Source organism: Salinisphaera sp. LB1, assembly GCF_003177035.1.
Classification (GTDB): Bacteria; Pseudomonadota; Gammaproteobacteria; order Nevskiales; family Salinisphaeraceae; genus Salinisphaera.
Genome location: NZ_CP029488.1, coordinates 1,725,585 through 1,740,941, shown reverse-complemented (window position 1 = coordinate 1,740,941; position 15,357 = coordinate 1,725,585). Strand labels below are relative to the sequence as shown.

Annotated in this window: 14 protein-coding genes; 6 read left to right on the top strand and 8 right to left on the bottom strand. The window is 60.2% G+C overall.

The window, feature by feature from the left end; all coding sequences use genetic code 11:
- Positions 1–46 precede the first annotated feature (46 nt).
- Complete coding sequence (locus SALB1_RS07850; protein ID WP_109993358.1) at positions 47–637, bottom strand: LysE family translocator; 591 nt, start codon at positions 635–637, stop codon at positions 47–49.
- 117 nt (positions 638–754) lie between these two features.
- Between SALB1_RS07850 and SALB1_RS07845 the strand changes: the two genes are divergently transcribed.
- A complete protein-coding gene (locus SALB1_RS07845; protein ID WP_109993357.1) occupies positions 755–1,612 on the top strand; it encodes a LysR family transcriptional regulator in 858 nt (285 codons plus the stop codon).
- Between the two features lie 168 nt (positions 1,613–1,780).
- Here SALB1_RS07845 and SALB1_RS07840 read toward each other — a convergent pair whose 3' ends face one another.
- From SALB1_RS07840 to SALB1_RS07820, 5 genes are all read right to left on the bottom strand, one after another.
- The gene (locus SALB1_RS07840; protein ID WP_109993356.1) at positions 1,781–3,025 is read right to left on the bottom strand and encodes a mechanosensitive ion channel family protein; all 1,245 of its coding nucleotides are present in this window, start codon (positions 3,023–3,025) and stop codon (positions 1,781–1,783) included.
- 659 nt (positions 3,026–3,684) lie between these two features.
- A complete protein-coding gene (locus SALB1_RS07835; protein WP_109993355.1) occupies positions 3,685–5,214 on the bottom strand; it encodes an alpha-N-arabinofuranosidase in 1,530 nt (509 codons plus the stop codon).
- Positions 5,215–5,267: 53 nt separating this feature from the next.
- A complete protein-coding gene (locus SALB1_RS07830; RefSeq protein ID WP_109993354.1) occupies positions 5,268–6,095 on the bottom strand; it encodes a carbohydrate ABC transporter permease in 828 nt (275 codons plus the stop codon).
- Positions 6,092–6,922, bottom strand: a complete 831-nt coding sequence (locus tag SALB1_RS07825; RefSeq protein ID WP_370453250.1) for a carbohydrate ABC transporter permease — start codon at positions 6,920–6,922, stop codon at positions 6,092–6,094. The genes SALB1_RS07830 and SALB1_RS07825 overlap by 4 nt, the downstream gene beginning before the upstream one ends.
- A 153-nt stretch (positions 6,923–7,075) precedes the next feature.
- Positions 7,076–8,368 carry an extracellular solute-binding protein gene (locus SALB1_RS07820; RefSeq protein WP_158590674.1) on the bottom strand — a complete coding sequence of 431 codons (1,293 nt, stop codon included), beginning with the start codon at positions 8,366–8,368 and terminating at the stop codon, positions 7,076–7,078.
- A 35-nt stretch (positions 8,369–8,403) separates the two neighbouring features.
- Between SALB1_RS07820 and SALB1_RS18735 the strand changes: the two genes are divergently transcribed.
- Positions 8,404–8,769, top strand: a complete 366-nt coding sequence (locus SALB1_RS18735) for a hypothetical protein (RefSeq protein WP_145961276.1) — start codon at positions 8,404–8,406, stop codon at positions 8,767–8,769.
- 698 nt (positions 8,770–9,467) lie between these two features.
- On the opposite strand, the gene SALB1_RS07815 is transcribed toward SALB1_RS18735, so the two are convergent.
- Together SALB1_RS07815 and SALB1_RS07810 are read right to left on the bottom strand one after the other, a co-directional pair.
- Complete coding sequence (locus tag SALB1_RS07815; protein ID WP_109993351.1) at positions 9,468–10,337, bottom strand: SDR family oxidoreductase; 870 nt, start codon at positions 10,335–10,337, stop codon at positions 9,468–9,470.
- Positions 10,338–10,368: 31 nt separating this feature from the next.
- Complete coding sequence (locus SALB1_RS07810; RefSeq protein ID WP_109993350.1) at positions 10,369–11,304, bottom strand: NADP-dependent oxidoreductase; 936 nt, start codon at positions 11,302–11,304, stop codon at positions 10,369–10,371.
- Between the two features lie 103 nt (positions 11,305–11,407).
- On the opposite strand from SALB1_RS07810, the gene SALB1_RS07805 reads away from it, so the two are divergent.
- From SALB1_RS07805 to SALB1_RS07790, 4 genes are all read left to right on the top strand, one after another.
- Positions 11,408–12,283 carry a LysR family transcriptional regulator gene (locus tag SALB1_RS07805; RefSeq protein ID WP_109993349.1) on the top strand — a complete coding sequence of 292 codons (876 nt, stop codon included), beginning with the start codon at positions 11,408–11,410 and terminating at the stop codon, positions 12,281–12,283.
- A 252-nt stretch (positions 12,284–12,535) separates the two neighbouring features.
- Positions 12,536–13,273 carry an AraC family transcriptional regulator gene (locus SALB1_RS07800; protein WP_158590673.1) on the top strand — a complete coding sequence of 246 codons (738 nt, stop codon included), beginning with the start codon at positions 12,536–12,538 and terminating at the stop codon, positions 13,271–13,273.
- Between the two features lie 79 nt (positions 13,274–13,352).
- Positions 13,353–14,066, top strand: coding sequence for a class I SAM-dependent methyltransferase (locus SALB1_RS07795; protein WP_109993347.1), 714 nt, complete (start codon positions 13,353–13,355; stop codon positions 14,064–14,066).
- A complete protein-coding gene (locus tag SALB1_RS07790; protein ID WP_158590672.1) occupies positions 14,063–14,995 on the top strand; it encodes a DMT family transporter in 933 nt (310 codons plus the stop codon). The genes SALB1_RS07795 and SALB1_RS07790 overlap by 4 nt, the downstream gene beginning before the upstream one ends.
- Positions 14,996–15,357: the final 362 nt, after the last annotated feature.

Here is a 15,357-nt window from a genome sequence, read left to right as displayed (position 1 = left end):
TCGTTGAGACATCAGCACCGTGCGGCGGCGAAAGTATTCGAACGAGCTACTCGAGCCACAACCCGACGACGGACGCGGCCAGCAGAACGCCAAGCGCCCTATTGACTGTTTGCCATTGTCGGTCGCTGTGCAGCAACTGGCCGAGCGCCTTACCGATCACGCACCATGACGTGAGCGATATGACGGCGGCTATGCCGAACGCGGCGCCAAGCTTCACGGCGAGCCCCACGGGGGTGTCCGCGAGCGCACTGAATGTAACGGCGGCGCTCAGTGTCATGGCCCAGCCCTTGGGATTCATCCAGAGCAGCACCGCCCCGCCCGCAAACGAAATGGGCCGGCGCATATTCTTCGAGTCCGGATCGGGCCGGCCAGGCGAGGCGACTTGCCAAGCGAGATACAGGAGATAGCCGGATCCGGCGATTCGCAACACGAGAGCGAGTGCCGGAAAGGCGTGTAAGAGACGGCCAAGTCCCAGCGAACTGGCCGCAGCCAGGCTAGCCAGGCCGGTCGCGATACCGGCAATCAGCGGCAGGCTGCGTCGCAGGCCGTGCTGGGTACCGGATGCCGTAGCCAATGTCGTGGCCCCACCCGGGGTAATGGTCGCCACAAAGACAAAGACCAATAACGACGGCCACATCCTGCGTCCTTGAGTGAGCCCATGAATCAGGTGGATTCTGTAAGACCCGGAAGCACGCGAAAAACGAATGTTTATAATGGGCGCCATTAGGCTTGCTTAAGCCTGGACGATAGACCGATGCCTCAAAATCTCGAGATTCGCCTTCTACGCACCTATGCCGCGGTCGTGCGCTACGGCAGCATGGTCAGGGCAGCCCACGCGCTGTATCTGACGCAGAGTGCCGTCAGCCAGCAGCTCAAACGCCTCGAGACGTTCCTGGGGCACCGTTTGCTGCAGCGTGATAACGACGGTTTAAAACTCACGGCCGATGGCGCCCGATTGCTGCGTCATGCGGAGGCGATGGTCGAACTCAATGATCGTTTTCTAGTCGAGACGACGAGCCGCCAGAAAATCGAACGCGTAAGACTGGGCATGCCTTGCGATCTTGTCGGTCGCTACATGCCGGCGATTCTTAAATCCCTATCGACAGCAGATCCGGACATCGAGCTATCAGTGCATAGCGGCACATCGGCCGAGCTTGAGGCCCTGTTGCTTTCCGGCAAAATTGATTTGTCGGTGCTGGAAGCGCCTGGGGATCACGCTGGGGCGACTCAACTGGTCTCCGAGCAGCTGGTCTGGGTCGGCAGCCCCGCGGGCCAGGCCCATGCAAGGCGGCCGCTCCCGCTTTCGCTGGTCAGCGAACGATGCGTGTTTCGTGACTCGGTCTTCGGCGTATTGCGGGAACACAATATCTCGTGGGTGCACCGGTTCGAGGATGGCAATCTCGATGCGGCCATGGCCGCCGTAGCGGGCGACTTGGCGATCACCGCGTGCCTTGAGTCGGCCGTGCCATCCCATTTGCAGACGCTCCCGCCTGACTCGGAATTGCCGGCGTTACCGCGATTTTCGATCAGCCTGCATCATGCGCCTGGAACAGGCTCCGCTTCGATCAATCAGACCACCGATTCCATACGCGGCGCCATACGAGCGGCCTAGACCGTTCGCTTTTACGCCTGCGTCAAATGCTCGCAAGACGCATGCGATAGCGGCAGACTTTGTCCATGCGCGCAGGTCAAAGCCTGTCCCTTTCTCCGAGATACCGACGCCAGCACATCGGGTTGCTTCCTGTGGTCCGAGCGAATGCAAAACCGCATGTTGCGATATTTAGTGCCCTGTCGCATCGTCACTCGCCAGGCCGGCAGACGGGGGCAGGTTACGATGCCAGACATCCAGCTGCGGGAAAGCGACGGTGACATTGTGGGCACGGAAGGCGGCATCGATCGCGCAGTTGATCTCCGAAATCACGATGAAGCGTCGCGTGATGTCGCGGATGAAGCAGCGCAATTCGAAGTTCAGGGCCGAGTCGCCGAAAGCCAGGAACAGCGCCTGCGGCTCGGGCATGCTCTTCAGCCCTTCGCTGAACACTTCGCGATGGGCGTGGGCGACCTCCAGCAGCAGGCGCTGCACCAACTGCACGTCGCTGCCGTACGCCACGCCGACCGGGCAGCGAAGGCGGCCATAACGGTCACGCAGATTCCAGTTCTTCACGTGCTGCGTTAGCAATTCGGAATTCGGCACGACCACTGTAATCCGGTCCAGCGTCTCGATCTCGGTGGCGCGGATGCGGATGCGCCGCACGAAGCCCTCGGTTTCGCCTACGGTGATGTAGTTGCCGCTGCGTACCGGTTGTTCGAACAACAGGATCAGGCCGGAGACGAAGTTGTTGACGATCGTCTGCAACCCGAAGCCGATACCGACCGATAACGCACCGGCGATGAAAGCCAGCTTGGTGAGATCGAGCCCGATATAGCTGAGCACCAGGAGCGCAGCGACCACGAACAACGCGTAGCCCGTGAGGGTGGCCACCGACTCACGGGTGTGTATCTCCATCGGCGTGCGCGCCAGCCAGCGGTTTTCCATCACGCCGGTCAGCCAGCGGATCAGCGTGGCCAGCATCACCAGCAGGATCGCCCCCATGAGCAGCTGCGCCGGTACGAGCTGCATCTTGCCGATGGGAAAGCCTGTCCAGGCCATATGGCGCAGCAGGTCCAGGCTGGCGCGCGACAATCCCCAGAAGTGCAGCACAACCAGGGGCAGCGGCAGCCATACCGCCAGATGCAGCAGCGCCGCCAGCAGGTCGGCTTCACGAAAACGCTGGTCTGGCTCGACGCGGAGCGCGTGGCGGATACGCCGCTGCCAGGCATGGCGACCGATGTTCAGGCCGGTGGCCAATCGTTCGATGCCGCGGCTGGCCAGCCAGGCCACGAACACGGCTGCAAGGCTGGCAGCCACCGGCACGATGGGCAGATGCGCCAGCGAGCCCGGCCGGAAATACTGCAACAGCGAGGCCGCCGCGGCCGCGACGGTCAGAATCAGAAGCAGGCCCGTGACCAGCGGCGCGCGACGCATCTAGGGCGCAGTCGCGCGCCTTGTGCTGCGCGCACACAGGCGTTCTGAATACGGCAAAATACCCGTGACAGGACACCTGTGTCCTGTCACGGCGCGTGTCGGCGGCTGCTCGGTGATATCGCCTATAGGCCGACGTTGCCGGCCACCAGCCTCGCGGCTCGCAATACCGGCCGGGCGAAGGTTCAGATCCGCTGCGATGCTTTCGATCGCCGAACGGGGTACCGTCTTGCGCACGACCGCATCGACCGTTGCAGCACAGGCCGGCCAGTCTTTGACGGCCACCGCCGCTGTCCACAGCCCCGGATTGTTGGTCACCACTGCTACCCCCGCTGCGCGTCGGGTCGACGCCTTGCCTCGTTAGCGTACGCGTGCCAGCCCGGCGCTGCGCCGCATCCGGCTACTCGATCACACGCCGCCGCAGATGCTCCCACACCACGGCCGATGCCTACTTAGCGATCGTATCACGCGGTATCGCGGTTACCGCTTTTCAACGCAACGCCGCCTGCAAGGGGCTCTGCCCGGGCATTCCAGGGACAATCGTCAAAACCGTGCCTGCGACGAGGGCGCCAGCTCAAGCCCCACCGGATCGACGGCGCGCCAACGCAGCGCGCTACGCGCACGGCGCGAAAAAGCGCCGAAATCGGACGACGAATGGGCGGCTAGGCTTCAGTGTGCGATACGTCCCGTGTGCGCAAGACGATGATATTCCACGACGCGGGCTGCAATGTGGCCTGTACGATCGCCCCGCTCAAACGTGCGCTCGCGAGTCGACGGGGCACGACGCGATCGGGCTCGTCGGCCGTGTTGGTGGCCTTGGTGTCCTGTTCGTGGAGTTCCGTGGCGCTCACCAGCTCTTCAAGACCATAGCCGCGTAGCTCGGCATTCAATTCCAGCGGCTCGCTCTGGTGTCGATTCATGGCCATCAGCGTCACCGTGCCATCCGCGCGGTTGTCGATGGCGGTGGCGTAAAGATAAGGCACCTCGATGCCCGCCTGTGTCGTGTAGCCCGGGCTGGCGGTATGCAACTGCAAGACGCGGCCATGGCCGTGGCGGGCGGCGAGTGCGAATGGCCAGAAGATGGTCTGGCGCCAGGCGGGCCCGCCGGGTTCGGTCATGATCGGCGCAATGACGTTGACGAGTTGCGCCAGGCAGGCAATTTTCACGCGATCGGCATTGTTGATGAGTGTGATCAGGGCACCACCGACAATCAGCGCGTCCTCGAAATCGTAGACTTCCTCGATCAGGCGCGGCGCGGTCGGCCAGCCCGGCTTGTGCATGTACGGTTCGCTGTGGGTGCGGTACCACACGTTCCATTCGTCGAACGACAACATCACGCGTTTGGGCGAGCGCCGCTTGGCGGCCACGGCGTCGCAGATCGATACCACCTCGCGGATGAACATATCCATCAGTTCGATCTCGGCGAAATATTCGCCGAGATCGTCGTGGTCGTTGCGAAAGTAGGTATGCAGGGAAATAAGGTCGACCTGATCGAAGCAGTGATCGAGCACTTCCTGCTCCCAGTGACCGAAGGTCTGCATGCCGCGGTTTGACGAGCCACAGGCCGCAAGCTGTACATCCGGGTCCACCCAGCGCATGACCTTGGCGCTTTCCTGGGCCCGGCGGCCATACTCGGCGGCGGTCAGACTGCCAATCTGCCAGGGCCCGTCCATCTCGTTGCCGAGACACCAGTATTTGATGCCGTGCGGCTGGCGGTAGCCGTGCTCAACGCGCCAATCCGCCAGCGCGGAACCGGGCGCGCCGTTGCAGTATTCGATGAAGCGCCGTGCCTCATCGATGCCGCGCGTGCCCAGGTTGACCCCGAACATCGGCTCGATGCCGGTAACGCGGCACCAGTCGATGAACTCGTTGGTGCCGAATTGATTGCTTTCCGTGGAAAACCAAGCCAGATCGCGACGTTTCGGGCGTTCGGCCTGCGGGCCGACGCCGTCCTCCCAGTTGTAGCCGGACAGGAAATTGCCGCCGGGATAGCGCACCAGCGTCACACCCAGCTCTGCTACCAGCGCGAGCACATCGCCGCGGAAGCCGTGGGCATCAGCGGTGGGATGATCCGGCTCGTAGATGCCGGAGTACACGCTGCGCCCCATGTGTTCGACGAAGGAACCGAAAAGCATTCGATCCAGTTCGGAAACGACGAAGTCCCGGTCAGCAATCAGTTGCGCGTTCGGCATGTGAAACCCGTGTCGTCAGTTGCATCAGTCGCGTCGTGCGTCGTGGAACGGTCTCACTTGAGCGTGGTGGTCGACATCACGCCCTCGGTGATCCGCTTCTGGAAGAATAGATAGGCGATCACCACGGGCACTGCGGCCAATACGGCCGTGGCCATCTGGTTGGCGTAGGTCACGCCATAGGCCGACTGCACCTGGGTGATGCCTACCGGGATCGTCATCTTGTCGGTCGACGTGATGATCACGAATGGCCAGAAGAAATTGTTCCAGGCCACGATGAACACGATGATCGCGATGGCCCAGGTGATACCCCAGTTGATGGGCAGGTAGATACTGAACAGGATGCGAAACTCACCGGCGCCGTCCAGACGGGCCGCGTCGCGAAAATCCTGGGGCACATCGTCGAAAAAACGCTTGTAGATGATCACCGCAGCCGGAAAGGCGAGCTGCGGCAGAATGATGCCGGCGTAGCTGTTTACCAGGCCGAACCGGTTGAGCAGCATGTAAAGTGGAATGGCGTTGGCCTCGAGCGGGATCATGAAGCCCGCCAGGACCAGCCAGAACAGCATCGTCCGTCCCTTGAAGCGGAGCTGCGATAGCGCATAGGCACACATCGCTGACAGCAGCAGGGTCGCCACGGTAATGATCACGCCAGTAATGACGCTGTTGATGTACCAGACCACGATCGGGCTGTTTTCCAGCACGTTGCGAAACGCAGCGAAGGTGATATGCGTCGGGAACCAGGTCGGCGGGCGGGCAATGGTCTGGGATTCGCTGATCAGCGACGTCTTGACCGCCCAGTACAACGGAAACAGCCAGAACAGAGCCAGCACACTCGTGACCATGAACAGGGCGGCGGTCGCCAGATGGCGGCGTATCGTCATGCGTCACTCCCCTTGCGGCTGCTCAACAACCGATATTGAATGAAGGAAGTGACCAGGATGAGGACAAACACGCTCACCGAAATCGTGGCGGCATAACCGCCGTTGTGCTGGTTGAACGCCTGGCGGTACATATACTGCAAGAGCACGATGGTGGAGTTGTACGGCCCGCCGTGGGTCAGCAGATAGACCTGATTGAAAATCTTGAACTGCAAGATCAATTGCAAGGTGAATACCAGCACCGTCACCGGGTACAGCATCGGCCACGTAATCGACGTGAACAGCCGGACGGGACCACAGCCGTCCAGGCGTGCCGCCTCATAGATCTCGTTCGGAATGTTCTGTAGTCCGGAAATGAACAACACCGTGTTGAAGCCGACCATCCACCAGATCGTGACGAAAGCGACCATCGGCATGGCCCAGCTGGCGTTGTCCAGCCAGGCAATATTGGTGCCGAAAAGATAGTTCGCCACGCCGAAATTGGGGTCGAGGATCCATGCCCAGATCATCGTGACCACGCTCACCGGCAGGATATAGGGCAGGAAAAAAGCGGCGAGAAAAAACGGCCGCAATCGGTTCCATCGCAGAACGAGAATGGCGAGCAGCAACCCCACGGCAGTGCTGGGTGCGGCCGTCAGCAGCACAAAGTAAACGGTGTGCCAGACGGAAGCCCAGAACAGCGGATCGAAGATGAGTCGGGTGTAATTATCCAGACCGACGAATGCGCCGCCGTTGCCCGTCAGATCGGCGCTCGTGAAGGTCAGCCAGAATACGCGGATGGCGGGATAGATCAGGAATACGCCGTAAACGACCAGAAACGGCGCGATCATCAGCAACGCAGACCGCGCGTTTTTGCGACGGATGGCACGCCGCGACCACGCCTTGGCCCTCACCCCCGCCGATTCGGCTCGTTTCGTGCTCGACGATTTCTCGGCCATGATTCCCGACTCCGCGCCTTGTCCCGGGTCTGCGGTTGCGTCCAGCTAGTGCTGGCTGGCGCTCACAAGACTCTTGCGGAAGTGCGCCATGGCGGCCTTGGGCGTCATCTGTCCGGCCATCGCCGGCACGAAGAAGTTGTCTACCGCGTTGTAAGCCGGGCTGGCGACGCCGAAGACCGGCAGGCTGGGCGCGAATACGACGTCCTGGGCCGCCTGTGGCGTGTACTCGTCGTTCGGCACCATCTGCTTGAACTGGGCGCTGTCGAGCACCGGCTTATAGGCGGGAATATGCCCGCCCGCGGCCCAGATCGTCGCGTGTTTTTCAACGTAGTCGATAAACGTGTATACCGCCTTGCGCTTGGCCGGCGACATCGGCTGGCCTTTATGCGCCGGAATGGCGAGGTTGTGCGAGTCCGCCCAAGTGTCTCGATTGGCATACATTTTCGGGAACGCCATGATGCCGTAATCAAATCCAAGGGTGCCCTTCTTCTTGCCGTCGACCAGCGTGGGCACCTCCCAGTCGCCGTTGATCATGAACGCCGCCCGGCCGCTGCTGAATAAAGCCACCATGGCCGGATACGAGGTGTGATGACTGGTGTAGCCCCGCTTCGACCAGTTAGCGATAACGCGCAGGCTCTTCAGGCCAGTCGAATCAAGATCCTTCAGATAGAGCTTGTTGTTCTTTTCGAGCGTGCCGTGCTGCTGCTTGAACAGCGTGTACCAGGTGCGCCATACGGTGGGCGCATCATTCGACGCGAAAGCGATCGGCAACGCGTTGGTCTGGGTCTTGATCTTCTTGAGCATCTTGTCGAACTGCTTGATGCCCTGGATCTTGAGCTGCCCCGACTGACCGAGCACGCCGGCCTTGCGCAGCACGTCTTTGTTGTAGTAGAGCACCAGCGTGTGCGTATCCAGCGGCACCCCGTAGAGCCGACCGGGTTGGCCATATGCCTTGCTATCGGCCAGCGACTTATCGATCAGGGTTTTCAGAAACTGATCCTTGTGCAGGCCGACCTTGTTCAGTTCTGCGGTGGTGTTCGGGCGTAGATCGCCCTGTTTGATCCCGATCGGAAAATGCGACAGGTGATAACTGACGACATCCGGCGCGTTGCCCGATGCGACGGCGCTGTGCAGCTTGGTGTAGAACGGCGTACCCCACTTGAGCGTGGCCGAGTCAACCTGAATGCCGTTGTGGCTTTTATTGAAATCCTGAACCAGCTGCTTCATGCGAATGCCGTCGCCGCCGGTGAAGAAATTCCAATAGCTAATGGTCACCGATGCCGCGAAAACACAGGGCGAGCAAATCAGTAGCACGATGGCAGCAACGGCATATTTCATCATCGACTCTCCTCCGCTACCGCCGGAAAACGACGGTGAGCGTTCGCGATGCAGATCGCCCTGCCCAAACGCAAATCGGCCAGCCCGGGCGACAGTTGTCTTTATATGATCGACCCTACCGCCGCGCCATCGCCATGTACATCAAAAGTCCGACATTTCATACCTATGTATTACTCGGCCGCTCGATAGGCGCACATTCTCCGTCAATTATTCGACTTTTGTATAAATTCGCTGATCTTTGCATGATCGTGTTTTCAATGACGCAACAAAAAGCGACTGCTTTATCTACGGCTTCGATCCCCGAAACTCGTAAAGCAATCACTCGGCTCTTAAATCATGCCAATTCGGGCGTGACAATGCCTAGTGCGGTCGCAACCGCCGAACCGGCGCAATGCCATTGATGACTCAATGGAAATAAAACTGTAAAGCCAAAAACGGCCCCTTGCGCACCTAACGCCTTATCTATTTGCGCGATATTTTGCCCCCATCATTTTCACGCCCGATTCTTGGATAAAAAAAGAGAGCATTCGGGATTGGGGCTTGCATCGGCCCGCTCGATAGCCTGCGCTAACGTTTGTGGCGTTCACACTGACCGCTCGATGAAAACCCGCAGGCGACGATTCCGACAGCGACATCATGGCCGATCCGAACCTGACCACACAGACCATCCACGGCCCGGTATCGGCCGGCGACAGTTGACACCCAAAACGATGAAATAGGCCGGGCGCAGGTCACTGCGTCGAGCCTTGTTTTCGGCGCTGTGCGGGCGACTTGCCCGCACCAGTCGGCATCCGCCTCACGGGCGCCGGCCGAAGGCCTTACTCCAAGCAATCGCGGTATTCACAACAAGATCCGACCCGGGGCTCCTTCGATATCAAAACCGGGGGCTGCGCCCCTGAGGGTTGGGCCACAGTGGCGAACTTGCGCCAGCCTTGATGGATGACCTCTGGGCTAGGGGGAAACGGCTTTCGACTGTGCTCCGTAAAAAAAGAGCGATGGCGACCGCCCTGTGTATTGGACGGTTGCCACCTGTCATACGGCCTTCTCTTTTGAAATCGGAGCCGCGCTATTGCTGGAGCGCCGCTTCCTCCAGGTGCACTCAATCCGCGCCGGCCACTTCCAGGACGAACTCGGCGTAGCTGCGCAGCGGACGTCCCAGAATGCCCTGAAGCTGTTCCGCCGCCCCCTTCGCCCCGTGCATGCCGTGCTGCTGGATGCCTTCCATCATCAGCCGCATGTCGTAGGCCAGCCAGGTGGGTCCGAATGAGGCCATCTGCTGTTCGAAGGCAGCGACGTCGTTGCCACCGTAGGCCACCTCACGACCGAGTGCCTTACTCCAAGCTTCCGCTGCCGACACTCCGGTGAGTGCCTCGGGGCCTATCAGGTCCAGCGTTAGCCGCGGCAGTGCAGCAGGAGCCCGGTCGCGACGGAGCAGCTCGGCCGCCGCGACGTCGGCGATGTCGCGCACGTCGATCATTTCGACGCCGGCCGTACCGATTGGCATCGGGTAGATACCGTAGTCCTGAATAACCTGCTGGACCATGTGCTCGTTCTGCATGAAGTAGGCCGGACGCAGGATGGAGGCTGGAATGTCCAGGCTCTCGACCATGCGTTCCACTGTGTGCTTGCTGGTGAAATGCGGCACATTGGTGAACCTGTCCGCATGGATCACCGACAGGTAGACGATGCGCTCAACGCCTGCCTCGCGAGCGAGGTTGAGCGCGACGAGCGCCTGTGTCAGCTCGTCGGCAGCAACAGGGTTGAGCAGAAACAGCGTGCGTACGGATGAGAAGGCTGCTCGCAACGAAGGGACGTCCGAAAAGTCGCCCACTACTTCGGTAACGCCGTCGGGAAAGCTCCGTTTGCCCGATTGACGCACGAGTGCCTTGACGTCTGCACCCGCAGCAGCGAGGCGCTCGACCACGAGAGAACCCACGGTGCCCGTGGCGCCGGTAACCAAAATGCTCATGTGAATCTCCTGGATAGAAGGAATAGAAAGATCAGAGGGAAAAGTTCGCCACGACCTTGCCGGCGTGCGAGTCGGTCCGATTGCGCTCGATGGCCGCAGGAATCTCCGCGAAACCGACCACCTCGCTGATCTTGGACTCCAGGGCGCCGGTGGCGATGTCCATTGCCAGCTTCTGCAGCAGCCCGGCATCCGGCTGATTGATGAACCACAGGCCACGACGCCCGGCGGGCGTGCGGACCAGAATGTCCGGCGAGGAAGTGCCGACGATGGCGCCCGTGCTTTTCAGCACCTGCCACGAGCGGTCGAGCACCTCGCCGCCGACATAGTCGAGCACCAGGTCGATGTCGTTCGCGACGTCTTCGAACCGCTGGACCTGATAGTCGATGACATGGTCGGCACCGAGCGAGCGGACGTAGTCGACATGCGCTGTCGCCGCCGTCGCGAACACCTCGGCACCGGCCGCTTTCGCGTACTGCACGGCATAACCGCCCAACCCGCCAGCGGCCCCATGGATCAGGATCCGCTGCCCCGGCCGGATCGGCCCGGCGTGATGGAGGCTTTGCCAGGCAGCGACGGCGGCCACCGGGATGCCGGCCGCACTGACATCGTCCAGCGCGTCTGGAATAGGGGCCAGGTTCGCTTCGTCGACCGCCACGAACTCGGCATAGGCGCCAAGACCGCCCGAAGGTCCCATGACGCGGTCGCCGACGCGGAACCGCGAGGCACCTGGGCCCACGCCCACCACCACGCCCGCCAGCTCGATGCCCAGCACGGCCGGCAGTTGCAGCGGAAACGCATCCCGCACATAGCCCTCGCGAACCTTCCAGTCAATGCCGTTGATGCCGGCGGCCCGGACCTGGACCCGCACCTGGCCCGGCCCGGCCTCGGGTTTGGCGATCTTCGCCACCTCGGCGGCGTCGGCGCCGCCGTAGGCGCGGATCAGTACAGCGTGTTGCGTCTTGTTCATTGCCTTGTCCTCGTTGCAAGTTGGGGTGACGAGAACAATAGGCTGTTGCACGAACAAAACTAAGACTCGAAACTCAAGACATCTCGTCTCAAATGTGAAACACATGGATCTGAACGCATTGACCGACTTCGCGCTGGTGGCGGGGCACGGTGGGTTGGGGAAGGCGAGCCGGGCCAGCGGCAAGTCGAAGGCCACCTTGTCCCGGCGCATTGCCGGGCTGGAGGAGGAACTTGGCGTGCGCCTCATCGAGCGCAGCGCCCGCGGCCTGAAGCTCACCGAAGCCGGCGAAATGCTGATGGAACGAATCGACGGCCCGATGCATGAGGTTGCAGAGGCCATGACATCGACGCGCGAGGGGCTATCGACGCCTCGCGGGCGCCTGCGCATCGCGTCCCCGATCTTGTTCGCCCAACTGGCGATGGGACGGCTCTGCGCCGACTTCTGCGCCCGCTATCCCGACGTCACGGTCGAGGTGATTGCCGAAGACCGCATGGTCGATCTGGTCGAAGAGCGATTCGACGTCGCCATCCGCATCAACCCGCGCCCGGACAGCAGCCTGGTCGGTCGCTGCTTCGCGAAAGATCGGCAGGTGGTCGTCGCGGCACCCTCGGTGCCCATGCCGGCGCCAGGCGACGTCCGCGAGGTGCCTGCCATCGTGTATTCCACCTTCCAGCCAACCCGCTGGAACCTCGATGACGGGCGCCTGGTGCTGGAACCGGTGCCGCGGCTGAAGCTGTCCTCGTTCCTGATGATCCGCGACGCAGCCGTCGCCGGTACCGGTGCTGCGCTCATCCCTCAGTCAATCGCCTGGAGCCAGCTGAGCAGTGGCGAGCTGGTGCAGTGGGGCACGGTCAGCGGCGCAGAAGCCGCGCTCTGGGTATTACACACATCGCGACGACTGCCTGCACCCAAGGTGCGCGCGTTTGTCGAATTCATCAGCGAGCAATACCCGCAGATGTCGCTTGTTCTGAGGGGATGAGCGGCGACGAGGGAGTGCGGTTTGGTGGCGGAGCGGCAGCTCCTCCGAAAAGCCAATTACACTTAACCGTGGTTTGCCCCTGGGGGTTCTGCGTTTGCTCGCGCCCCTGGCGCAGAAAAGCTCGAAATGTGTGATGCATAAAACAAGAACCGACGCCGGGTTTTCACGAGCTTTTCGGTTGGCCTATTTGATGGTGTGATCTAGGTGTGATACCGCAACACAATGAATGACCATACGGACCGCGGGGTGGCCATGGAAACGTACACGACGATTGCGTATCGACGTTATCGTCCGGTAACGGATACCCACAGGCACGACTTTGCTCAGGCGATCATTCCGCTGCGTGGCCTGATGGAGATCGAAGTCGACGGCTCCCTTAAGCGCTTGACCCATGAAACGGCTGGCATTGTCACAGCCGAGAGTCAACACGATTTCGCGACATCACGTGACAGCGAATTCTTGGTCCTGGACCTTTCCGCGCAGCTCATAAGAGCTCGATTCGATGGTCTGCCCCGTCTGTTTACAGTGCATACCAGCAATGTCCTTCGCCAGTATGCACGGTTTCTGGCAGCAGCCACGACCTCTAATCCAGGCGGAATTCTTCCGCAATCCATATCTGCTGCAACGACGGCCCTGGAATTACTGGAAGAGGCCACAACGGCTGTTGATCAACCAGTGATTCCGGCCTATTTAAGCTTTGCTAAGCGGCAGCTAGAAACCGATATCACCACGCCGAATCTGGTTAGCGTGCTCTTGACACAACTGAACATGTCCTCTTCTTTTTTTCATCGCCAGTTTCGAGCCGCTTTTCAGAAAACTCCGAAGCAAGTCCAACTGGAAGCGCGGCTACAGGCAGCAATCGAACGTCTTCAGAATTCAAATGATACGGTAACCGAAATCGCTCGACAGCTCGGTTACGAGAATACCTCGTCGTTAACCTATCTTTTCAAAAAGCATCTCGGCGCCACACCATCCTTTTACAGAAACTAAACTGCGGTTCACCTTTGCCTAATGACATCGTGACTCGATTATTGCAGCGTCTGCTGAGTGGTTGGCGACGCTGCGAGACATGGACATACGATATCCGGAACCGTGGTATGAAGCATACGAGCGCGGTAACAAGTCCGATAATCTCGTCAAGGCGCTAGAATTTGGCGCTTTTCGTGAACTTCCAGATTCGATAGACGCGGGCCGAAGTCTGGATATCGGTACCGCGACCGGACGGTATGTCAGGGCGTTGTCGAAGTTAGGGTTTGATGCCTACGGCGTCGATCATTCACAGCATGCGGTCAACGCCGCCGCACGATTACTCGCTCAGGTCGACCTCGACACCGATCGTATCAAGCGCGCAGATGCGCGGGCTCTTCCCTTCGAAGACGGGTGTTTCGATCTGGTGACCTGCATGATGGGCACCATCGTGCACTCACACGATACGCGCAGCATGCTGCGCGAAATCAGGCGCGTTCTTCGAAGTGACGGCGCCTTTATCTTCTCGATCTGGCGTCCCGAAGCCGTCGAATGCGGTTTCCTGTCGGTGAATACACCGGAGATCAATCGTTGGCTGACGCATATATGCACTGAAGTGCATCCGATTGAGTCATTGCTCGGCGAGCCAGGTTTTTCCTTGGTCGAAATCAAAGAATGCGTACTAGCTAAGCGCAATATCTATTTGAGCACGAGTTCGGAATGTGCAGTCTGGCAGGATTTCGAGGTGCATCTCAGAGCGCGTCATCATGGGCTGCAGGGCGAGCTTGGCTTGTACCTCTGCAAGAAGCCGCGATGAGATATACCGACACAGTATACGTCGCTGCCGCTGCGGCAATCTGGGGCACGCTCGGCGTCATTGCGTCGCTTCTCGCCGCGCGGGGCTATTCGCCTGCAGAAATATCCGCTTTTCGGGTCGTGATCTCGGCTGCGGCCATCGCGGCAGCCTCGTTCGTATTCCTCCGAATCGATATTCGCGGCTTGATTGGTTGCCTACCGATAGCAATCGCTCAATCGGTTTTTGGCGTGCTGCTTTACAACCTCGCGTACTTTCAATCTGTCAAGGCTTCCGGCGTGACCTATGCCGTTTGTCTGCTCTACACAGCGCCGGTATGGGCGCTGTTTTTCAGCATTTGGATTCTAAAAGAAAGTTTCGAGTGGCGGAAGATGCTTCTGGCAATCGCCGCGTTGCTCGGCGTTGTACTGGTGGTTTACAGCGGCGAAGGCACGCAACGTATCGGCGCCTTCGGCCTGAGCATGGGACTCGCGTCAGGCGCGAGCTACGCCCTATACCCAACGCTAGGCCAGCTCCTATTGCGGCGAATCGATTCGAGCACGCTGCTGGCCAGTTCGTTCGGCATCAGTGCACTAGTATTCCTCATCACGCCGTTTTTCTGGCATGGCGTACACCGACTCTGGCTGTACTCCGCCGCCTCATCGTGGGCTTTGGTCCTGGCGATTAGCCTGTTCGGCACGCTTTTTTCGTATTTTTTGTTTACACGCGGATTAAGAACCGTTCGCTCCTCTGCCGTAGCGGTAATCACGACCATCGAACCTCTGACAGCGATGCTGCTGATGGCGGTGTTTTTCGGCCAGACGCTCGGTTTTACCCAATACGTGGGCGTCGCACTCATCCTGGCTGCGAGTATCCGTAGCGGACAGGTTGGGAGCCGGGCTACCGTGCGCCGCGCCAACAGTCCGCGCCAGATTCACGACGGTCGAAGCTAAGTCGAATCGAGCGGAGAGAGGACAAAATATAGAGATAGGCGAAGAAGTTTTGGCTGGGTTTGAGAGCCGTGGCCTAACCGAACTGGATCCGGCTGAGCGTTGCGATTATGGCGATGGGCCGCATCAACAACTAATCTTACGTGGCGCGACTCTTATCGACGGCACCGGCGCACCCCTTGGCGGTGTGTCGATATCGTTATCGAGCGTGATCGTATCAAAGAAATTGTCAGCGTCGGCGTGCCCAGCCTACCAATCGACGCGTCGAGACAGCCTCGAACCGAAGGCGTAGAGATCGATCGTGAGGGTCGATTTGTGACGCCGGGACTAATCGACTACCACGCTCATATCGGCGCGCCCTTCCA